The organism is Zwartia hollandica (assembly GCF_019923725.1).
In the GTDB taxonomy this organism is placed as follows: domain Bacteria; phylum Pseudomonadota; class Gammaproteobacteria; order Burkholderiales; family Burkholderiaceae_B; genus Zwartia; species Zwartia hollandica.
In genome coordinates, this window is the sequence record NZ_JAHXRI010000006.1 from 266093 (window position 1) to 287604 (window position 21512).

The following is a 21512-nucleotide window of genomic DNA, read 5'->3' on the forward strand; positions in this document are numbered from 1 at the left end:
GCATTGAGCGCCGTAAGGAAGTAAAAATGGGCATGAGTCGTAGAGAATTTGTACAGGTTCTGGCAGCAGCTTCTGCTGCCGGCTTATCGCTCGGTTCAAACCTGACCCGGGCGCAGTCTGCCGCGAATCTCTACGACCTACCGAAATTCGGTAACGTGCATTTCATGCACTTCACCGATTGCCATGCACAGCTCAAGCCGATTTATTTTCGGGAACCTAGCGTCAATCTAGGATTCGGTGGACAACTCGGCAAAGCGCCACACTTAGTCGGTGACGCTCTGCTCAAGCACTATGGAATCAAGCCCGGCTCGCGCGAGGCCCATGCATTCTCGTACTTGGATTTCGATAAAGCTGCTGCACAATACGGCAAGGTCGGAGGCTTTGCGCATCTCGCCACCTTGGTTAAACAAGTTCGTGCAAGTCGCCCTGGTGCGTTGTTACTTGATGGGGGCGATACGTGGCAAGGGTCAGGTACCGCATTATGGACCAAGGGCCAAGATATGGTGGATGCCTGTCTAGCCTTGGGCGTTGATGTGATGACCGCCCATTGGGAAATGACGCTCGGTGAGGCACGGGTCAAGGAAATTGTCGAAAAAGATTTTGATGGAAAGGTCAACTTTGTCGCGCAAAATATTAAGACGACAGATTTTGAAGATCCGGTTTTCGACGCATACACAATGCGTGAAATGAACGGCGTCAAGGTTGCCATCATCGGCCAAGCATTCCCTTACACGCCCATTGCTAATCCTCGTTACCTCGTTGAAAACTGGTCCTTTGGCATCGAAGAAGAAAACATGCAAAAGACGGTCGATCACGCACGCTCCAATGGTGCGAAAGCCGTAGTCGTGCTGTCGCATAACGGCATGGATGTCGACCTCAAGATGGCGAGCCGTGTTCGAGGTATCGACGCGATTTTGGGTGGACATACGCACGATGGTGTGCCGGTTCCGGTCAAAGTGTCTAACCCCGGTGGCGTGACGCTTGTGACGAACGCAGGCTCGAACAGTAAGTTTTTGGGCGTTCTTGACTTGGACGTGAAAGACGGCAAAGTGTCTGACTTCCGATACCGTCTGCTGCCCGTATTTGCAGATTTACTTCCCGCCGATGCGCAGATGAATGCGCTGATTGACAAGATCCGTGCTCCCTATGAAACAAAACTCGCTGAGAAGCTCGCGGTCGCTGAAGGAACACTTTATCGTCGCGGTAACTTTAACGGATCCTTCGATCAACTGATCGTTGACGGGTTAATAAAAATGAAGGGTGCCGAAATTGCTTTCTCACCCGGCTTCCGTTGGGGTACGTCGCTGCTTCCAGGCCAAGCTATCACAATGGAACACTTGCTAGATCAAACCGCGATCACCTATCCCTACACCACGCTCACCCCAATGAGCGGCGAGATGATTAAGACGGTTCTGGAAGACGTTGCGGACAACCTCTTTAACCCCGACCCCTACTATCAACAGGGTGGCGATATGGTGCGCGTCGGTGGTATGCAGTACAGCATTGATCCTACTGCGAGCGCTGGAAACCGAATTTCTGATATGCGATTGGGCGACAAGCCGATCGAGGCCAGCAAAACCTACAAGGTTGCGGGCTGGGCACCTGTCTCGGAAGCCGCTCGAGACGCGGGTGGAGAGCCTATTTGGGACGTGATTGCCACGTATCTGCGCGATATCAAAACCGTGTCAGCCAAAGCACCAAGTCTTCCTCTGATCAAGGGTGCGGCTAACAATCCAGGAATAGGAAGCTAAGCATGAAAAACTGGCTCATTGCGTTGTCTATTGTCGTTGCTGGTGCAACGGTTTCTTTTGTCGCCACGGCACAAGATGTTATCAGCGTGGTCTATCACATCGATGATGCTGACGCACAGGGCATAAAAGGTTTACGTAACATTCGTAATCATCTTGATGTCGCACCCCAGACGAAGATCCGTGTCGTGACACATGCAAATGGTGTCGACTTTTTGATGGATGGTGCGCGCGATAAAAGTGGCAAAATTGAATACGCCTCGCTCGTCTCGGCCCTTGTGTCACGTGGTGTGGTATTCGAAGTGTGCGAAATCACGCTCAAAAATCGTAATCTGAAACGCGACCAGTTTGTTCTTGAAGCCAACTTCACCCCCTCGGGTGTCGCCCGCCTCGCTGAGCTTCAAGCAAAGCAAAAATTCGCCTACATCAAGCCTTAAATCAAGATTGACGCCCCACGCGTGCAGCGATGGGTGCGTCGATCATTTATTTACCGAATCGGTCTAGTTCAAAAACATCGAGATCAATCATCTCGCCAGTGTCTTTTTGTAAAACCTTTCCCTTCGGGTCCAACACGTAAAGCTCTGGTATTCCTTTACGCTTGCCTATCGCTCGGTCAAGCTCTGGTGTCATCATCGCGACTGGAAAGTTCAATCCGTGTTTCTGCACATACTGCGCAGCTGCTTTTGGATCCTTATCAATCGACAGACCGACGACAACAAGATTGCTGCCTTTTGTATCGCGTGCAAGTTGCATGAGGTTTTGATTCTGGCGATGGCAATACGGACACCACGATGCCCAAATTTGCAACACGATGTGTTTGCCTGCCAAATCCTCAGGCGTCAACACCTTACCGTCCATGAGGGTGATGGGACCAAGCTTGAGCGTGTCGCCCACATTCAAAGCCTGCGCGGGTGACGGTGCTGCAACGCCCACGATCATCGCCACCATGAATAAACGGATCGCAATAATGCGCAGATTCGGAAAGCGCCAAAGAGTCAGTGTGTTTTTCATATGTTTCATCATAGCCAAAAAAAACCGCCCACAGTCTCCTGGGGCGGCTTTACTCGCTGAGCTGTCGTTTAAACGATCAGCGGCACAATCAAGAGTGCAACAATGTTAATGATCTTGATCAGCGGGTTCACAGCAGGGCCTGCTGTGTCTTTGTAGGGATCGCCCACCGTATCGCCCGTCACAGCAGCTTTATGGGCATCAGAGCCCTTGCCGCCGTAATGACCTTCCTCGATGTACTTCTTGGCGTTATCCCAAGCGCCACCACCTGTACACATGGAGATCGCGACAAACAGACCCGTCACAATCGTACCCATCAGCAGACCACCCAAGGCCTCAGGTCCTAGTAACAAACCAACGGCGATTGGCACAACGACTGGTAGCAAAGAAGGAATAATCATTTCTTTGATAGCGGCTGTTGTCAGCATATCAACCGCCTTGTCGTACTCAGGCTTACCTGAGCCGTCCATGATGCCTTTAATGTCGCGGAACTGGCGACGCACTTCCTCAACCACGGCACCCGCACAACGGCCAACCGCTTCCATCGCCATCGCACCAAAGAGGTATGGAATCAAGCCGCCGATAAACAGACCAATAATGACCCGGTGATCCGACAGGTCGAATACGACCTTTGCACCGTTTGCTTCAAGCGTGTGAGTGTAGTCAGCAAATAGAACCAGAGCAGCCAAGCCGGCTGATCCAATCGCATAACCTTTTGTCACGGCCTTTGTCGTGTTACCGACGGCATCAAGCGGATCGGTAATGTCACGCACCGACTGTGGCAAGCCAGCCATTTCGGCAATACCGCCGGCGTTATCGGTGATGGGGCCATATGCATCCAGCGCCACAACAATACCCGCCATGGACAGCATCGAGGTCGCAGCAACTGCGATACCGTAAATGCCACCTAACCAATAGGCCGAGTAAATGGCCGCACATACAAACAGCACAGGCCAAGCGGTTGAACGCATGGACACGCCCAAACCAGCAATGATGTTCGTACCATGGCCTTGGCTCGACGCCTTAGCAATGTGCTTAACAGGCGCGTAGTCCGTCCCAGTGTAGTACTCGGTAATCCAAACAAGCACCGCTGTCAGAAGCAAACCAACAACTGTTGCACCGAACAAGCGCATCTTGCCGCCCGTGGCAAAACCGACGTCAGCCAGGATGTTGTCAGGCATGATCCAATTCGTCGCGAAATAGAACGCAACCAGAGAAATCACACCAGCAATGACCAAACCCTTGTACAGCGCAGGCATGACGTTTTTCATACCGGGAGTTGCTTTCACGAACGAGCAACCAATGATCGAGGCAATGATCGAGATTCCACCGAGTACCAAGGGGTAAATGACCGCCTCAGCAGTGGCAACCTTAATCATCAACGCACCTAACACCATCGTCGCGATGAGTGTCACGGCGTAGGTTTCAAACAAGTCTGCGGCCATCCCTGCGCAATCGCCAACGTTATCGCCCACGTTGTCTGCAATCACAGCTGGGTTGCGTGGGTCATCTTCAGGAATACCTGCTTCGACCTTTCCCACCAAATCCGCACCAACGTCGGCGCCTTTGGTGAAAATGCCTCCACCCAAACGCGCGAAGATCGAGATCAGTGAAGAGCCAAAAGCCAGACCTATCAATGGATGCAATATGGCAGACATGCTCTTGCTACCGCCGGTGGCTTGTAGGTACATATAGAACAGTCCAACACCGAGCAGGCCTAGACCGACCACCAGCATGCCGGTAATCGCGCCACCCTTGAAGGCAACGTTAAGCGCTTCGTTCATGCCTTTGGTTGCAGCCTCGGCGGTACGCACGTTAGCGCGAACCGAGACGTTCATACCAATAAAACCGCAGGCGCCGGAAAGCACTGCACCAATCACGAAGCCGACGGCCGTCGCTTGATCAAGAAACACTGCTATCAAGATGGCAAGTACAACGCCGACGATACCGATGGTCTTGTACTGCCGGGAAAGGTAAGCGCCAGCGCCTTGCTCGATCGCTGCTGCGATTTCCATCATCTTGGCATTACCCGTGCCTTGGCTCAAAATCCAGGACCGCACTACAAAGCCATATATGACCGCGAGTACTCCGCAGCCCAAGGCAAAATAGAGGCCCAACGTAACGTTGCTCATGCTCTAAAACTCCTTAAGTGTTATCTCTTTAATACTTGTTATTCCGACAAGGGTATTTCCCAGTCGAGCACTCAAAAAAGTGGCAGGGACAGTATCCCGCAGATTCGCACTGAGAGGGAGTCTTTGTTTATTTGTTAAGATTAGGGTATTCACTAACTAAGCCTATCTCGGAGTTCCCATGAGTCTCGACAACGTCAAGCCCGGCAAAAAGATCCCGGCATCATTCAATGTGATTATTGAGATCTCGATGAATGCCGACCCCATCAAATATGAGGTCGACAAAGAGTCGGGCGCAATCTTCGTTGATCGCTTTATGGGTACCTCAATGCACTACCCATGTAACTATGGATATATCCCAAAAACAATCGCCGGCGATGGTGACCCCGTAGACGTGTTAGTGATTACTCCCTTCCCTGTAATCCCAGGAGTGGTGGTGCGCTGCCGTGCTTTAGGTGTATTAAAAATGACGGACGAAGCCGGTGACGATGCCAAATTGCTCGCCGTACCAGAAGACAAAATTTTGCCCATTTACAGCCACTGGAAGCAGGCTGCAGATATTCATCCGATGCGCCTAAACGCGATCCAACACTTCTTCGAGCACTACAAAGATCTCGAAGAAGGCAAGTGGGTCAAGGTCCAGGGTTGGGGTGGTGTAGACGACGCGCACCAAGAAATACTTGACGGCATCGAGCGCTACAACGCTGAAAAAAAGGGCTAGCGCCCTTTTGTAAAAACGCTACATCGACTGCTTGAGTAGGTCAGCATAATCCTCCGCAGTCGGTGTACGAGGGTTGGTTTTATGGCAGTGATCTGCCATGGCGCCTTCAATCACCCGGGGAAACATCTCAGGCGTGACGCCCATCGCAGCCAAACCGCTCGGCAAGCCAAGCCTTTGATTCAACGCCTTGATTGCCGGTGCGACCTCTGCTGGCTGACCCAGCCCCATTGTCTCCGCCAAGCGCTCTAATTTTCTACCTTTTTGCATCGATGCTTCGCTGGCATTAAACAAAATAACGGCCGGTAAAAACATCGCATTTAGCGTGCCATGGTGCAGTTTTGGATTCATGCCACCCAGCGCATGGCTCAAACTATGGACAGCGCCCAAACCTTTTTGAAATGCCATCGCGCCTTGTGTGGACGCGCTCATCATGTGAAAGCGCGCCTCACGGTCATGGGGTGTTTTTGTTGCACGTTCAATATGCCGCCATCCCCGCCATAAGCCGTCTAGCGCAATCCCTTCCGCGGGAAAATTCAAGGCTGAGGACATGAATGTTTCACAGCAGTGAGTGATCGCATCCATGCCGGTTGCAGCCGTCAATAATGCCGGCAAATCCAGAGTCAGCTCTGGGTCGCAAATCGCCGACTTCGGGACAATATGCGGAGATAACAAGCCCACCTTGCGACCATCATCCAAAATCAGCATCGCACCTCGACCCACTTCACTTCCTGTACCAGATGTCGTCGGGATCGCAATAATCGGAGCCGTCGCCGCGGTGATGCGCGCCGTACCGCCATTGACCGCGATAAAGTCTTTTAGCGGTCCAGGGTGTGCCGCGCAGACTGCAACCGCTTTGGCTAAATCCATGGCCGATCCGCCCCCAACAGCGATCATTCCATCAAATTTGCCCTGTTTGTACATGGCGAGGGCGTCTCGTACCGCTGCCTCGTGGGGGTTCGGCGGGGTTTGATCATAGATCTGTACGCTTTTAGGATCTTTTAGTTGCGCCAACACACGGTCCACCAAACCTGCGGCCCGCACCCCAGCATCAGTCACCAACATCGGACGCTGAATACCAACACGCTCACACTCAGACTGCAATAAGCTAATCGCCCCAAAATCGAACTGTATTTGGGTGATGTAGTTAATCAACGCCATGATGCTGTCTCCATGATTGTGTTGTTATGTTGTTTTGTGCGCTTGATGATAAATCATATGGCTCTTACTGAGTCTCCCAGCCGAGAATTTCAGCGAGCCGTTGCACCACCCATCCAGCTTCCGCCTCGGTCAGTCCGACATCTTGCGTCAGCAGGCCCCGGTGGATGCGCTCAAGGACATCGGCTTCGGTAATGCCCAGCTCCCAAAGCTTATTGCTAGCCTGTTCCGTCAAAAGGTTAGCCATATCCTCACACAAGTCGTAGCGCGCAAAGATATGCTCACGCGACGCACTGGGTTTAATGCGACCAGGCTCGACGAACAGGGCAATAAACGAGGGCGGAACAATGATCTGATTGTCGTCAGACATTGGGTAAGCTAAAACTTCTACAGGACTGAAGGCACACAGGCTGAATTCCTAGGTTGGCAAATGGTGCGTTGTTACACGATACTACGCAGAATAAGTGATTATTCATAAATAGACATGACCAACCATTCTTCAGCACCTCGCGTCGAACACATTGCATTACCCGACGGGGCCCTCCTCGAGGCGCACAGCGCGGGTGCCGGCGCGCCTTTGCTGTTGATCAGTGGGCTAGGGGGCACCGCAGGGTTCTGGCAGCCCTGCCTAGCTGCACTTACACCGCAACATCAAGTTATACGCTTGGATCAGCGGGGGATCGCAAACAGTACCCGCGGCTCAGCGGCGTGCACCATCGATCAGCTCGCAGACGACTGTTTGGCCGTGTTGGACCATTTTGAAATTGACTCGGCTCTTATTGTGGGCCATTCAACAGGCGGTTGCATCACACAATCGATTGCCTTGCGTCATCCACAACGCGTACGTGCGTGCGTCATGAGCGGCGCCTGGGGGGCACCGAGTCGGCACCGACAAGAGCTTTTCTCGGTGCGTCGGGAGATGCTTGTGCACAACCCCGTGGCCTATGCCAGCTCTTCGGTGTTTATGGGTTACGACACCGCTTGGCTCAACGCGCACTGGGCAGTCTTAGAGTCTGCAGTGCGCAATGCTCCCCTGACGCCCGCTGCGCAGCGCATCGTGATGGAGCGCATTGACGCCTTGGTCGCTTACGATCAAAGCGCTGCACTGTCAGCCATCAACGTGCCGCGGCTGGTACTTGGGGCACGCGACGATTTGATTGTGCCCGCCTTTTTACAAGAACAACTCCACGCCTTGCTTCCCGGGTCAGATTTAAAAATATTTGATTACGGCGGACATTTTTTTCCCGTCTCGCGTACAGAATTATTTACGACAACATTGCGTGAGTGGTTTAAGAAAATCACTTAAGCACCAACAAGGCTTTGCCATGACAGAAAATTTCTCGAGTACCCAAACCATTCATAAAACCGTAATCGCCACAAAAGGTGGCGTTGTCGCAGCCCAACATCGACGTGCAGCGGAAGTCGGTGCTGCCGTGCTCGATGCAGGGGGCGATGCGGTTGATGCCGCAATTGCAACCTCCTTCGCGATCGGTGTCGTCGAGCCCTGGATGAGTGGGCCCGCGGCCGGGGGTGCCATGGTGTTGTGGCGCGCAAATGAAGGTCGCGCTCGCGTTGTCAATTTTGGTTGTCGCTCTCCACGAGAGCTAAATCCGGCAAACTATCCCTTAAGCGGCACGGGCAAATCTTCTGATCTGTTTCCATGGCCTTCAGTTGTCGATGATCGCAACGTGATGGGCGCAACAGCAGTCGCCGTGCCAGGCGTCGTCGCAGGAATGGATCTCGCACACCAGCACTTTGGGCGCATGCCCTGGAAAGATCTTGTGATGCCTGCTGCCGGCCTTGCCGAAGAAGGTCTGTTGGTCGATTGGTACACCACGCTTGTTACTGCAGCCAATGCACGCGTCTTAAGCAAAGACCCGGATACCGCTGCGATGTTTTTAGAGCAAGGGCATTGGCCGATCGCGGGCGAATGGACATCGCTCAACGAAAGACACCTTGATCAAAAAGCTTTTGCACAAACCTTACGTCAAATTGCAGAAGGCGGATCAAAGGCGTTTTATCAAGGTGATATCGCGGCGAAACTCGTCAATGATATTCGTGCGAAAGGTGGTTGTCTAAGCATGCAAGACCTCGCGGACTATCGCGCTGAATTGGTCGAACCTCTCACGATCAACTACCGCGGTGGCCGTGTGTTTGCAACACCTGGTTTAACGGGCGGTCCCACGTTCGGCAAAGCGCTCGAATTGCTGGCAAGCGAACTAAATCCTGTCAAAGGCACACCGGGTGCGTCAACCTATACCGCCTTCGCGCGCGCGCTCGATGCTGCATTTAAGTTGCGGTTTGAAAACATGGGTGATCACGAATCCCCCAAAGCGCCTGGCTCCACCACACACTTCAGCGTCGTCGATCGTCACGGGAATATGTGTGCGGTCACGCAAACGCTACTTTCCATCTTTGGCTCACGCGTTGTGTCGCCGTCCACAGGATTGCTCCTGAATAACGGCATCATGTGGTTTGATCCAGAGCCCGGCAAACCAAACTCATTGGCGCCCAATAAGCGTTGTCTCGCGAACTACAACCCAGTCATCGGCGAAGATGCGTCGGGTCGACGCTTTGCAATTGGCGCATCGGGAGGGCGCAAGATTCTTGGTGCCGTCATGCAACTAAGTTCTTTCATTATGGATCACGGCTTAAGCCTCGAAGAGGCGTTCCACACACCACGTATTGACGTCAGCGGCGTGGGTAAAGTGACTGCTGATCAGGCACTCCCTGCCGACGTACTCGCTGCACTAGAAAAAATCTTTCCAGTCACTGCGACGCGACGCAACGTATACCCCTATGCATTCGCCTGCCCCGCTGGAGTCATGCGGGACGGCGAACTGAACATGGGCTGTACCGAGATCATGTCTCCTTATGGCGACGCAATCACGGGCGGTTAAACGACCAACTTAAGCGGCCACAGCCGGCAGACTAAGTTCTGCCCATCGTGCGACACGCATTAAGTGTGCATCTTGCTTGTAAGGTGCCACGAGTTGCAGACCAAGGGGCAGACCTTTTGTCGAGCGAGCGATTGGTAGGGTGATCGCTGGCAAACCTAAGAAACTCCATAGCGCACAAAATACCGGGTCGCCTGTAGAGCCCAAGCCCTCTGGCGCCGCACCGGTCGCAGGGATCGTGAGAATTGCATCAAAACCCTTGAGCTGATTCATCATGTCATGGCGTAAGGCTTGTTGCGCTGCGCGCACTTCTAAATATTCATAGGCAGTGCGGTTGCGACCCTTCTTGACGAGATCTGCAATCGACTCACACAGTAACGCCGCATGATTCTTAAAGTGATCCGCGTGTATCACACCAGCCTCGCACTCAAGCAAACATTGCAACATTTCAATCCCACGCCAGTAGGCGTCAGGCAAGGAAAACTCCTCAACCACCGCACCCGCCTTACGCATAGCCGCAACCGACTGCGCCATCGCTTCTTTTTGTTCAGGGGTTACGAGCGCATCATGAGGCGTCTTAAGCCATGCTATTCGTGGCGCAGCGCTAGGAGCTATGCCCGTCTGCGCATCCATTGGCACAGCCGGCAACACTATCGCATCCGGTTCACCGACTGAACGATTCCGCAATGTATTGAACGCATAGGCAACGTCATTGACTGAACGCGCCAAAAATCCTACATGATCGAGCGAACCGGACAAAGGAAAAACCCCCGCACGCGGAATTGCACCATAGCTAGCTTTGAGTCCCACCACGCCACAAAACGCGGCTGGGCGGATGACCGACCCGACGGTCTGGGTGCCTAGCGCAATTGGCACGACACCGGCCGCCACAGCCGACGCGGAACCGCTGGAGGAGCCTCCTGGCGTATGGCCGCGGTTCCAAAAATTCACCGTTGGGCCAGGCTGGCGAAAGGCAAATTCTGTCGTCACTGTTTTGCCAAAAACCAACCCGCCAAGCTGCCTGATCTTCGCCACGATCGGCGCATCATGGCCTAGCATCTGATCTGCGTAGATCGGCGAACCATTGGTTGTCGGCAAATCCTGCGTCGCAACTAAATCCTTCACACCAACGGGAATACCTGCCCACTCGCCATCCCCGGTTTGGGCCAGGAGATCTTCTAGGGCGTTACGCGAAACGAATGCGCGCAACCATGGTTCGGTTTCTTCAGCGCGCGCATAGCACTGTTTGACATAATCCTGAGGCGCCAGAGTACCCGCAGCAATCGCGCGGGTGGCTGCAAACAAACCTAGTGGAAGCTTTGACATAGTTAACCCTGTTGAAGCAAATTAGATTCACTGTAAGATATATACACCGATTTAATCAGTCAGTGAAACGCTTTTTAGAGTTCTAACATGTACAACCCAAAACATTTTGAACAAGACGACCTTGGTGTCGTGTCAGAGCTCATTGCACACTTTCCGTTGGGCGTTCTTGTCACCACCCAGAACGGCGCTCTCGAAGCAGATCACATCCCGTTTCTCTTGGAAGGAGACTTAGCTGCCGGCGCAAAGCTCATTGGTCACGTTGCAAAAAGCAACCCTGTCTGGCAAGCCGCCTCAACCGATGCTGAGTGGATGGTGATTTTTCAGGGGCCTAGCGCCTATATTTCACCGAACTGGTATCCCTCCAAGCAGGTTCACCACGAGGTCGTACCAACCTACAACTATGCCGTCGCCCACATTTATGGAAAACTTTCTGTTTCTCATGATGCTCAAACCAAACTTGAGGTTGTGGATCAGTTAACCGCTTCCATGGAAGCAGGTCGCACCGCGCCGTGGCAAGTCTTAGATGCACCGGCCGGCTACCTCGACAAGATGCTCGAAGCAATCGTCGCCATTGAACTCTCGGTGACTCGAGTGCAGGCAAAGTGGAAAATCAGTCAAAATCGCGAAGACCGCGACCGCCTTGGAGCAGCCAAAGGGCTTGCCAATGAGACAAGCTCTCCGACCGCAGCATACATGGCGCGGATGGTAGAGGCTAAGACAGGTATAGGGCGACCTTAGCGCTTAGGCGGCGGCTCGCACACGACCGTCGCCTGGATCAATAAGCGCCGCTCGTTTTTATCCGGTGGAAACTCTGTCGTAGTGACTCTGCATGCGGTCACCTTTTCAATCGCCTCAATTTGGCGAGCTTTTTGCTTTTCAAGATCCTCGACTGACGAACCACCTTGTTTGCCACCGAACGCCTCCCAGCGGCCATTGCCCAGCGGCACTACGCTAACCTCTCGCTGATCTAGCACCACGATCTGTCGAGCGGGGTCCCGATGGTAATAAACGGCACTCCCTTGGCAACCCGCGAGGTTGACGAACGCCACGCCGCACAGGAGTATTGAGGCTAGTTTTTTCATTGGGACTCTCGGGGCTCTTAGGATTAATTTACGGCACAATAAGCGTTCTACCGATATTATCCGGTTCAAGTACACACGGCCAAGTGCGGGCTAAGCATAAACAGCAAAACACAAAGGGGCAAGCAATCATGTCGAAAGAGGGCGTTCTGAATATTCCTTCGCTTAAAGGCAAAGTATCAGATGCAGAGTGGGACACACGCGTCAATCTCGCCGCCTGTTACCGCCTAGTCGAAATGTATGGCATGGCAGACATGATTGCCAACCATATTTCGGCGCGCATTCCTGGCGAAGAGGGGACTTACCTCATCAACGCGTACGGCATGATGTACGAGGAAATCACTGCGTCGAGCCTGCTTAAAGTAGATCACCACGGCAACGTCTTGAGCAAGCCCGATTTCGGTGATTTGAATTACGGCGTCAACAAGGCCGGATCTGTCATACACAGCGCGGTCCACCATGGTCGTCCCGATGTCGGCTGCGTGATTCACACCCACAGCTGGGCCTCGATGGCGGTCTCATCGCTCGAGTGTGGCCTGCTGCCTCTCACGCAAACAGCCATGCGCTTTCTTAAGATCAGTTATCACAACTACGAAGGTGTCGTGTTAGACGAGACGGAGCAAGAGTCCCTCGTGCGCGATCTGGGCAACAGCGAAGCGATGATTTTGCGTAACCATGGTGCGCTCACCGTTGGTCGCACAATCGGAGAAGCGTTTAACTGGATGCATCGTCTAGAGCTTTCGTGCCGAGCACAAATCGGCGCCATGTCTTGCAACACGCCTTTGTCAAAAGTTTCGCAAAAAGTGTTAGATGAAACATGGAATAACTATCAGCCTGGTACGCGTCGTCCTTACGGCGTAATGGAGTGGACAGCACTTTTGCGCAAGCTTGATCGCACCGACACCTCTTACCGCAACTAAAACAACAAAGGAAACCCCATGCTGCGTCGACGAACCCTGCAAGCGATTGCCCTCAGTGCGCTCACAGCCATCGCACCCGCAATGGCACAAACCTCACCCAAGCCTATTACGATGCTTGTGCCGTTCGCTGCGGGCGGCAATATTGATATCGTGGCGCGCATCATTGCTCCCGCGCTGTCGAAACAACTCGGACAAACAATCGTTGTTCAAAACCGCCCGGGTGGTGGTGGTTCGGTCGCCGCTGCTGAGGTTGCACGCGCGCAGCCAGATGGCAGCACTCTCTTGATCACCACACCTAACCCGCTCGTGATCGTGCCAAAGATGGTTTCCACCACCTACACCATCAATAGCTTTGAAAGTATTGGCCTGATCTCCTCAACCTCGCTAGTCTTTACAACACGAGCTGGCAACCCAAAGTTTAAAGACATGGCAAGCTTTCTCGCCTACGCTCGTGCCAATCCTGGCAAAGTCAGCATTGGCAATGCGGGGATTGGCACCACCAATCACATCGCGATCATGCAGTTGCAATCTATCGCGAAATTAGACTTAAACGTGGTCACCTATAAAGGTTCAGGCCCTGCCATTATCGATTTGTTAGGCGGTCAGATCGATGCCATGGTTGATCAACTCTCAAGTTCGGTTGCACACATAAAAGGCGGTCGCATGACGGCAATAAGTGTGCTGGCGCCAGAACGCGATCCGCTCTTGCCTGAAACACCCAGCACCAAAGAAGTAGGTCTGCCGACATTAGATATCAGCACAACGCTTGGTCTTTTAGCTCCTGCCAAAACACCAGAGGCAACAGTCAAGCAGTTGGGTGATGCGCTGTTTAAAGTTTTACAAGACTCTGCTGTAAAAGAGCAGTTGCTCAACGTAGCGAGTATCGCGCGACCAGGTCCGACAAATGCTTTCAGTGTTCTGCTTAAACGAGAGGATAAGATCGCAGCGGAACTTGCAACGGCTGGCAAACTCAAAGTTGAGTAGAAACTTTATTAACGCACACACCCAGAGATCACGAACATGAAATCAAAAGACCTTCCTTCTTCGTTGAAGCGCCGCCAGGTATCCCTTGTACTCGGTGCAGCCGTACTCGGCATCAGCACAACACGCACAGCTCATGCACAATCGGCTGCAGACTACCCAAACAAGGCCGTCAAAATCGTTGTGTCGTTCACTGCCGGCGGAACAACAGACATCATTGCCCGCAGCGTTGGTAACCTGATGGCCGAGCAACTTAAACAAAGCTTCGTCGTTGAAAACAAACCTGGCTCGGGTGGAAATATCGGTAACGAAATGGTGGCTCGCTCACCCGCCGATGGCTATACCTTAACGGTCGCGTCCGTTGGACCCATGGCGATCAACCCCACCCTCTATAAAGATCTTCGGTACGATCCCTTAACTGAACTCGTGCCGATCGTTTTAATCGCAGACGTCCCGAACGTATTGGTGGTGAGTCCAAAACTTCCCGTCAACAACTACAAAGAGTTTGTGGCCTATCTCAAGTCGCAGCCTAAAGGTTCAATGAATTACGGCTCTACAGGCGTCGGCACCTCTGCGCACCTCTCGAGCTTTATGTTGATGGATGCCCTTGGCACGGACGCGCAGCACATTCCCTACAAAGGCGCAGAGGCTTTAAACGATCTGCTCTCCAGCCGAATTGACTTTATGTTCGCCACCATCCCTTCCGTGATCAGTCAGATCAAGGCTGGCAAGTTGCGTGCAATCGCCGTCAGTAGCCCCAAGCGCTCACGCTCCATGCCCGATGTACCGACCGTCGCTGAGAACGGTATCCCTGACTTTGCGGCGGGCTCTTGGTTTGGCATGCTTGCTCCGCGCGGAACACCTCAAGAGATTATCGATAAGCTCAACAAAAGCGCGAATCAAGCCATGGTCAGCCTTGAGGCTCGGTTCATAAGCGAAGGCGCTGATCCGGTTGGCGGCACACCAGAATTTTTTAAAGACTTCATCCAGAAAGAATATGTGAAGTGGAAAAAGGTTGTAATCGCCTCTGGCGCATCCGCCCGCTAAGGAAACACCGTGACCACACTCAAGCTTGCACACATACCCCGTATTTTGTTGTCCGACAAAACGGCTAAAGAGATCGACGGCGAACTCACGCGGATTCTGGGCAAAGACGGCTACGTGCGAATCACGGCAAAACAAATGCATGACGGAACGGCTGATGCGGATTTTTGTTTTATTTCGCGCGACGTGACGGCCGCTTCAACCAAACACCACATCGTTCCCGAAACGCAGTACGTCTACGATGCAATGCGTAACTCTAAGGCACTACAGTGGGTCCACATTCACTCAGCCGGGGTTGATCGTCAGATATTTCTCGACCTCATGGCGCGAGGCGTGACGGTCACAAACTCTTCTGGTGCGAGTGCAGGGATCGTGGCACAAACCGCCTTGACGGGCTTATTGTCTTTAGGGCGTCGCTTTCCCCAACTCGCACGCGCTCAGCGTGCTCATGCGTGGGAGCCTTTCTTTAAAGTGGGGCAACCACCGGAACTCGAAGGGCAAACTGCGACGATCGTTGGTTGGGGTCCTATTGGCCAAAAGCTTGCTGCATGGCTCGGCGCAATCGGCTTAAAAATTATTGTGGTCCGGCAGTCTGCCTCATCGACTATTCCTGACATTCCCGTTGTCTCGTTTGCTGACTTTCACTCCGTCTTGCCCAAAACAGATTGGCTTGTGCTTGCATGTCCGCTGACCTCGCTGACGACAAACCTAGTCTCTGCTGAGGCTCTCAGCCTAATGAAGCCTTCCGCACATATCGTGAATATTTCGCGCGGCGTAGTAATCGACGAGCCAGCCATGATTGATGCGTTACAGAATGGCCGCCTGGCTGGTGCGTATCTAGATGTGTTTGCACAAGAACCGCTTTCACCCGACTCCCCTCTTTGGGACATGCCTAACGTGATTTGCACACCGCACACGGCCGGGTTTTCAGATGCAATTTTGCAACGCATGGCTGAGAAGTTTCTTGAAAACGTTGGGCACTTCTCTCGCGGCGAGCCTCTCATTAATGTTGCTAAGGTGGCGTAACCTAGCTCATTAGCGTACAATGATGCTACGGCACAACGTTCCAGTCCTCGTGCCTCGCTAAGCCCCAACTCTGTGGGCGCTCGCCTCCAAGGCGTTTTTACTCCCTGTTCGTCTGCCCCGATTGGAGTCCACATTCACTTGTGGACCGGCACGACGATGGAGCTGTTCTCTTGTCTACTATGACTACCTTTGCTGACCTCGGGTTGGCTGATTCCCTTTTGCGCGCTATTGCTGATGCTGGCTACACCGCGCCCACCCCTATTCAAGCCCAGGCCATTCCGCGCGTACTCGCGGGTGGAGACCTGTTGGCGGCAGCACAAACCGGAACCGGCAAAACAGCCGGCTTCACATTACCTATCTTGCACATGCTATTGGCCAAACCAATCGAATTGCGCAAGCCTGGTCGCCCCCGTGTGTTGATCCTCACTCCAACCCGTGAGCTAACTGCTCAGGTCGAAGAGTCTGTGAAAACCTACGGTGTACACACAAAAATTTCTTCCATGGTGATCTTCGGTGGTGTCAACATCAACCCACAGATTTCAGCACTCCGTAAACCGATCGATATTTTGGTCGCAACGCCCGGTCGTCTACTTGACCACTGCCAACAACGCACCGTCGATTTGTCCGGCGTTGAAATCCTCGTGCTCGACGAAGCCGATCGCATGCTCGATATGGGCTTTATTCGCGATATTCGCAAGATTTTGGCAATGCTGCCGCGTCAGCGTCAGAACCTTTTGTTCTCTGCCACGTTTTCCGACGAGATTCGCGAGCTTTCGAAAGGAGTCCTAAACAACGCGAGCGAAGTGTCCGTCGCCGCGCGTAATACGACCGCAGAGCGAGTCGATCAGACCGTGCATATGGTTGATCAAGCGCACAAGCGCGATATTCTTAGCCATATTATTCGTGAAAGCGGTTGGCATCAGGTTCTCGTATTCACCCGTACAAAACATGGCGCAAACCGGCTCGCCGAGAAACTCGTGAAGGATGGGCTCTCCGCCTCTGCGATCCACGGCAATAAAAGCCAGGCTGCACGCACGCGCGCGCTAGACGATTTTAAAAAGGGCAAGGTTGCTGTACTGGTTGCGACCGATATTGCTGCTCGGGGTCTCGATATCGATCAATTGCCTCAGGTCGTTAACTTTGAGCTACCCAATATTCCTGAAGACTACGTGCACCGGATAGGTCGCACGGGTCGCGCAGGTGCTGCCGGCTCGGCCGTCTCGCTCGTCGACTCAAGTGAGATCAAATACCTCAAGGCGATTGAGCGTGTAATTAAGAAGCAAATCCCTCAGTTGCCTGCGCCAACCGGATGGACGGCCTCACCCGCCTCCTCGCATGGTGCTGACGATGATGCACGCGCAGCAGGCCGTCGTGATGCCCCGCGTCGCCCACCACAGCGCTCGGCACGCCCTAGCGGGCCCGCCGGCTCAGGTTCGGGGCGTCCCGGTCAGGGCGTCGGGCAACCTCGCCGGGAAGGGTCGAGCACAGCTCGCGCACCACATGCAAATAGCCGCTCGGAGGCTGGGTCAGGCCGTAGTGCTGGCGCACCGGTACGCACCGGCTCTGGGGCACCCGCCTCCGCCAATCGTCCACGCCGTCCGGCCCTTTTCACCAAGTAAATGCACGCATACAGGCTGACTTGCTCAGCCTGTAAAATCCGCCACCATGAGTATTCAAGCAGAAGTCGCGCGACGCAGAACGTTCGCAATCATCTCTCACCCCGACGCGGGTAAAACGACGCTTACCGAAAAGCTATTGCTTTTCGCGGGCGCCATTCAGATCGCCGGCAGCGTGAAAGCGCGCAAAGCCTCTCGACATGCCTCCTCTGATTGGATGGAAATCGAAAAGCAGCGCGGCATTTCTGTCGCTTCCTCCGTGATGCAAATGGAGTACCGCGACTGCGTTATTAATCTACTTGATACGCCTGGACACCAAGACTTCTCTGAAGACACGTACCGGGTACTGACCGCGGTGGATGCAGCACTGATGGTAATCGATGCGGCCAACGGTGTTGAGCCCCAAACAATTCGTCTGCTGCAGGTTTGCCGCGCACGGAATACGCCCATCATTACGTTCATTAACAAGATGGACCGCGAGGTTCGCGATCCTCTTGAGCTGCTCTCCGAAATCGAACAACACATTGGCATGGACGCCGTCCCTTTTTCCTGGCCGGTTGGTATGGGAAAAGCCTTTGGTGGCGTGTTTGATATCCAACGCGACAGAATGCGGTTGTTTCGAGCAGGACAAGAACGTCGCAACGACAGCGGCGATGATTTCATTGACGGTTTAGACAACCCAGAAATTGCTACTCGCTTTGGCGCAACGTTCGAACAAGCCAAAGGTGAAATCGAATTGATTCAAGCTGCCGCGCCAGTGTTTGATCGTGCGGCCTTTTTGGCAGGTAAGCAAACACCGGTTTTCTTTGGCTCGGCTATCAACAATTTCGGCGTACAAGAAGTTCTTGATGCCCTGGTTGATCAGGCACCGCCCCCAGGTTCGCGTCAAGCGCTAGAGCGTGTCGTCCACCCCGAAGAACCGAAGTTCACAGGTGTCGTCTTTAAAGTGCAGGCCAATATGGATCCGGCACACCGGGATCGCGTCGCCTTCGTGCGCGTAAGTTCTGGTCGCTTTGAGCGCGGTATGCGTCTGAAGGTGTCGCGAAACAACAAAGAAATTCGTCCTAACAACGTTGTATCTTTTTTATCCCAGCGGCGTGAACTCGTTGACGAAGCCTATGCCGGGGATGTGATTGGCATCCCCAACCATGGCATCCTCCATCTTGGCGATGTGTTGACTGAGGGTGAAGCGCTGCATTTCACTGGCCTGCCTTTCTTTGCCCCGGAGCTATTTCAGGCTGTCGAAACGAAAGATCCATTGCGAACAAAACAGCTACGCACCGGCCTCTTGCAGTTAGGAGAAGAGGGCGCAATCCAAGTGTTTCGTCCCATGGCAGCTGGTGGCGCGCTGCTACTCGGTGCAGTGGGTCAACTGCAGTTTGAGGTAGTCGCCCACCGCCTGCAGGCCGAGTATGGGGCGGAGGCCAGGTTAATGCCTTCACGCTACAACATGGCGCGATGGATCACAGCCCAAGACCCTAAAGAATTGCGTAAATTCATAGATGCTAACGCTGGCCATATCGCCTATGATGTTGTCGAAGCACCGGCCTTTCTTGTTTCCTCCATCGCACAATTACGGGTTGCCGAAGAGCGCTATCCTGCGATTCGTTTTCATGCAATGCGTGAGCACGGCGGCCAAGTGTTCGCAGACAAGGTTTAACGTTTCAGCCCCCAAAGATCACTTATGTCCTGGCGCATCCTTTTCTTGCTTTTGCTTGTTGCTGGCATTGCTGCCTGGCAGGGTGGAATACAGCTAGGGACTTGGCTGGTCGGACAAGCCCCTCTTTCGGTCGCGTCAGCGCCCACCTCCGATGCTGCTGCGGTGCTCGACGCCGACGGCAAACCCCGTGCGCCACAGCCACCTCAACCGCGGATTGACGGCACGCTCGGCGTCCCACGCGAAATGGCTCCTATCGAGTGGACCATTGAAGCCGTGATTGCCTCGTATGAAGATGCCAACTCCAGTGGCAAGAGCTCCGACGAAGATGGCGATGACGACGATGAAAAAAGTTCAGAGCGTCGCGATTATGAAGCGAGTGCTGCTGGGCGAGGTTTGCCGACAGGACCAAGAGATGTGGCAACAGTAGACCTGGGTTTGCCTGGTGTTGGTGCTAACGCTAAACCACAACCAGCTTCGCCAAGCAGTGCGGGCACTATTGCTGCGCCGCTTGGCGGCGCTTGGCAACAAGCACTTAAAAAAGATTTGGAACAGTGCGCGAAACAAGGCTTTTTTCAACGCCCAAGCTGCATCCAAAACGCGCGGAACAAACACTGTGCGCCCAACAACGCCTGGGGCAAAGTGGCAGACTGTCCAGCACCTAGCACTGAATCAACCATCGGCGGCTAAGCATCACCCCTGTCTTAGCCAACGCCCGCCTGCGACTTACGCAAAGGCGCGGTCGGTATGCGTAACAGCTCCCGATACTTGGCAACAGTACGTCGTGCGATCGTAATGCCATCCTCGTCTAGTAATTTTGCTAGCTGACTATCTGATAATGGGCGACGACGGTCTTCCTGATTAATCAACACCTGTATCCGCATTTGCACGGCCGTAGATGAAGTGGCCTCTGCGCCTTCTGTTGCAAGTCCTGTGCTGAAGAAACGTTTTAATTCCACTGTGCCAAAAGGTGTCACCATAAACTTTTGCGTCGTTGCACGCGAGATGGTCGACTCATGCATCCCTAGCTCGCCGGCCACATCTTTAAGCGTAAGGGGTCTTACGGCTGCCCAGCCCTTCAAAAAGAAACCCTGCTGGTGATGAACAATCACCTCCGATACGCGCAGAATCGTTTCAAAGCGTTGCGCCACATTTCGTATCATCCAGCGCGCCTCTTGCAGTTGCCCGTGCAGTGCGCTATTTGCTCCCCCGCGCGGGCTCCCTAGTGCTTCCGCATAGAGGGCATTAACACGCAACTTAGGCATGATGGACTCATTTAACGATGCCACCCAACCCTTTCTCGTCTTGCGCACAATCACGTCTGGCACCGCAAAATCGGCTGCCGGCTTATTCCATGCACTTCCTGGCCTGGGGTTCAGCCTTAAGATCACAGCATGAACACTGCGCAGCTCTTCAAGCTCACAGGCAAGCAGCTCTCTTAGCTTAGCCATGTTCCCTGTTGCAAGCACAGCGAGATGCCGCTGACACAGGGCGCGAGTAAGCTCTCGTATCCGCGCCTCTGACAACTCTGGAAACCTATCTGGCTCAGCAAATTGCACTTGTAGCGTCAAACACTCTGCGAGGTCTCGCGCACCAACACCAGGCGGATCAAACGATTGCAGCATTCGCAACGGCGCGTTGAAGTCCTCTTCCTCAAGCCCTAGCTCAGGCTTCATCCAGCTCGCGATTTCATCAAGCGGAGAGGCAAGAAATCCATCTTCGTTGAGCTCCTCGATTAATAACTCAACTAAGGCCGCGTCCCTCGCGCCGAGCCGTGTGGTCCCCAACTGACTTAAAAGATGTTCGCGCAAATTACTTTCACGCGCAGGCTCGGGTCGCTCCGGAAAGTCATCATCCCGCGAACCGCGGGGCTCTGAAGAAAACTCGATACGGTCTCGCTCCGAGCTGCGACTATCGTCATATCTCTCGTCTGATGCAAAATCAGCCTCGGCTTGCGCCTGTTCCTTAGCGTCCCCTTCATATATCGGTCCGTCCCCAGGATGGGCAATTGCAGCCGCCGCCGGCGTCTGCAGCCCCTCGCCCTCTTGCTCAAGCAACGGATTTTCCGCTAGAGCGCGGGCAATTTCAGCCTCTAATTCGAGCGCCGACAGCTGCAACAGTTTGATGGACTGTTGCAGTGCGGGGGTTAATGTCAGGCTTTGGCCAAGACGAAGCTCGAGAAAATTGCGGCTCATAGGTACAATA

The 21512-nt window shown here is 53.6% G+C and carries 20 protein-coding genes; 13 read left to right on the forward strand and 7 right to left on the reverse strand.

Annotated features, from left to right (window positions below; genetic code table 11):
- Positions 1-32 precede the first annotated feature (32 nt).
- Both soxB and KZZ10_RS04595 read left to right on the forward strand, forming a co-directional pair.
- Positions 33-1751 (forward strand): thiosulfohydrolase SoxB, encoded by a 1719-nt coding sequence (gene soxB / locus KZZ10_RS04590; RefSeq protein ID WP_259660324.1) that lies wholly within the window; start codon positions 33-35, stop codon positions 1749-1751.
- Positions 1752-1753: 2 nt separating this feature from the next.
- Entirely contained in the window at positions 1754-2185 is a 432-nt protein-coding gene (locus KZZ10_RS04595; protein WP_259660325.1) for a DsrE family protein, read from the forward strand.
- 46 nt (positions 2186-2231) lie between these two features.
- Here the strand turns inward: KZZ10_RS04595 and KZZ10_RS04600 are convergent, their stop codons facing one another.
- On the reverse strand, positions 2232-2759 hold the full coding sequence (locus KZZ10_RS04600) for a TlpA disulfide reductase family protein (RefSeq protein ID WP_259660326.1): 528 nt from the start codon (positions 2757-2759) through the stop codon (positions 2232-2234).
- Positions 2760-2827: 68 nt separating this feature from the next.
- A complete protein-coding gene (locus tag KZZ10_RS04605; RefSeq protein WP_259660327.1) occupies positions 2828-4888 on the reverse strand; it encodes a sodium-translocating pyrophosphatase in 2061 nt (686 codons plus the stop codon).
- Between the two features lie 178 nt (positions 4889-5066).
- Between KZZ10_RS04605 and ppa the strand changes: the two genes are divergently transcribed.
- Complete coding sequence (gene ppa, locus KZZ10_RS04610) at positions 5067-5606, forward strand: inorganic diphosphatase (protein WP_259660328.1); 540 nt, start codon at positions 5067-5069, stop codon at positions 5604-5606.
- A gap of 18 nt (positions 5607-5624) precedes the next feature.
- Here ppa and gbd read toward each other — a convergent pair whose 3' ends face one another.
- Positions 5625-6764 (reverse strand): 4-hydroxybutyrate dehydrogenase, encoded by a 1140-nt coding sequence (gene gbd, locus KZZ10_RS04615; protein WP_259660329.1) that lies wholly within the window; start codon positions 6762-6764, stop codon positions 5625-5627.
- A gap of 64 nt (positions 6765-6828) precedes the next feature.
- Positions 6829-7131 (reverse strand): ATPase with chaperone activity, encoded by a 303-nt coding sequence (locus KZZ10_RS04620; protein ID WP_259660330.1) that lies wholly within the window; start codon positions 7129-7131, stop codon positions 6829-6831.
- A gap of 114 nt (positions 7132-7245) precedes the next feature.
- On the opposite strand from KZZ10_RS04620, the gene KZZ10_RS04625 reads away from it, so the two are divergent.
- Positions 7246-8067: an alpha/beta fold hydrolase gene (locus tag KZZ10_RS04625; RefSeq protein WP_259660331.1), complete on the forward strand. Its 822-nt coding sequence runs from the start codon at positions 7246-7248 to the stop codon at positions 8065-8067.
- Between the two features lie 19 nt (positions 8068-8086).
- The gene (locus KZZ10_RS04630) at positions 8087-9661 is read left to right on the forward strand and encodes a gamma-glutamyltransferase family protein (protein ID WP_259660332.1); all 1575 of its coding nucleotides are present in this window, start codon (positions 8087-8089) and stop codon (positions 9659-9661) included.
- Between the two features lie 9 nt (positions 9662-9670).
- On the opposite strand, the gene KZZ10_RS04635 is transcribed toward KZZ10_RS04630, so the two are convergent.
- Positions 9671-10984, reverse strand: coding sequence for an amidase (locus KZZ10_RS04635; RefSeq protein WP_259660333.1), 1314 nt, complete (start codon positions 10982-10984; stop codon positions 9671-9673).
- An 87-nt stretch (positions 10985-11071) separates the two neighbouring features.
- Here KZZ10_RS04635 and KZZ10_RS04640 point away from each other — a divergent pair, with 87 nt between their 5' ends.
- Positions 11072-11722, forward strand: a complete 651-nt coding sequence (locus KZZ10_RS04640) for an FMN-binding negative transcriptional regulator (protein ID WP_259660334.1) — start codon at positions 11072-11074, stop codon at positions 11720-11722.
- On the opposite strand, the gene KZZ10_RS04645 is transcribed toward KZZ10_RS04640, so the two are convergent.
- The gene (locus KZZ10_RS04645) at positions 11719-12066 is read right to left on the reverse strand and encodes a hypothetical protein (RefSeq protein ID WP_259660335.1); all 348 of its coding nucleotides are present in this window, start codon (positions 12064-12066) and stop codon (positions 11719-11721) included. The genes KZZ10_RS04640 and KZZ10_RS04645 overlap by 4 nt on opposite strands.
- A 128-nt stretch (positions 12067-12194) precedes the next feature.
- On the opposite strand from KZZ10_RS04645, the gene KZZ10_RS04650 reads away from it, so the two are divergent.
- The 7 genes from KZZ10_RS04650 to KZZ10_RS04680 all read left to right on the forward strand — a co-directional run bounded on the left by KZZ10_RS04650 (position 12195) and on the right by KZZ10_RS04680 (position 19997).
- Positions 12195-12983 carry a class II aldolase/adducin family protein gene (locus KZZ10_RS04650; RefSeq protein ID WP_259660336.1) on the forward strand — a complete coding sequence of 263 codons (789 nt, stop codon included), beginning with the start codon at positions 12195-12197 and terminating at the stop codon, positions 12981-12983.
- 18 nt (positions 12984-13001) lie between these two features.
- The gene (locus KZZ10_RS04655) at positions 13002-13967 is read left to right on the forward strand and encodes a Bug family tripartite tricarboxylate transporter substrate binding protein (protein WP_259660337.1); all 966 of its coding nucleotides are present in this window, start codon (positions 13002-13004) and stop codon (positions 13965-13967) included.
- A 36-nt stretch (positions 13968-14003) separates the two neighbouring features.
- Positions 14004-15011, forward strand: a complete 1008-nt coding sequence (locus tag KZZ10_RS04660) for a Bug family tripartite tricarboxylate transporter substrate binding protein (protein WP_259660338.1) — start codon at positions 14004-14006, stop codon at positions 15009-15011.
- A gap of 9 nt (positions 15012-15020) precedes the next feature.
- Positions 15021-16034 carry a D-2-hydroxyacid dehydrogenase gene (locus KZZ10_RS04665; protein WP_259660339.1) on the forward strand — a complete coding sequence of 338 codons (1014 nt, stop codon included), beginning with the start codon at positions 15021-15023 and terminating at the stop codon, positions 16032-16034.
- A gap of 179 nt (positions 16035-16213) precedes the next feature.
- Positions 16214-17653, forward strand: coding sequence for a DEAD/DEAH box helicase (locus tag KZZ10_RS04670; protein WP_375372545.1), 1440 nt, complete (start codon positions 16214-16216; stop codon positions 17651-17653).
- A gap of 46 nt (positions 17654-17699) precedes the next feature.
- Positions 17700-19310, forward strand: coding sequence for a peptide chain release factor 3 (locus KZZ10_RS04675; RefSeq protein ID WP_259660341.1), 1611 nt, complete (start codon positions 17700-17702; stop codon positions 19308-19310).
- Between the two features lie 24 nt (positions 19311-19334).
- Positions 19335-19997, forward strand: a complete 663-nt coding sequence (locus KZZ10_RS04680; RefSeq protein WP_259660342.1) for a hypothetical protein — start codon at positions 19335-19337, stop codon at positions 19995-19997.
- Between the two features lie 14 nt (positions 19998-20011).
- Here the strand turns inward: KZZ10_RS04680 and rpoN are convergent, their stop codons facing one another.
- Entirely contained in the window at positions 20012-21502 is a 1491-nt protein-coding gene (gene rpoN, locus KZZ10_RS04685) for an RNA polymerase factor sigma-54 (protein ID WP_259660343.1), read from the reverse strand.
- Positions 21503-21512: the final 10 nt, after the last annotated feature.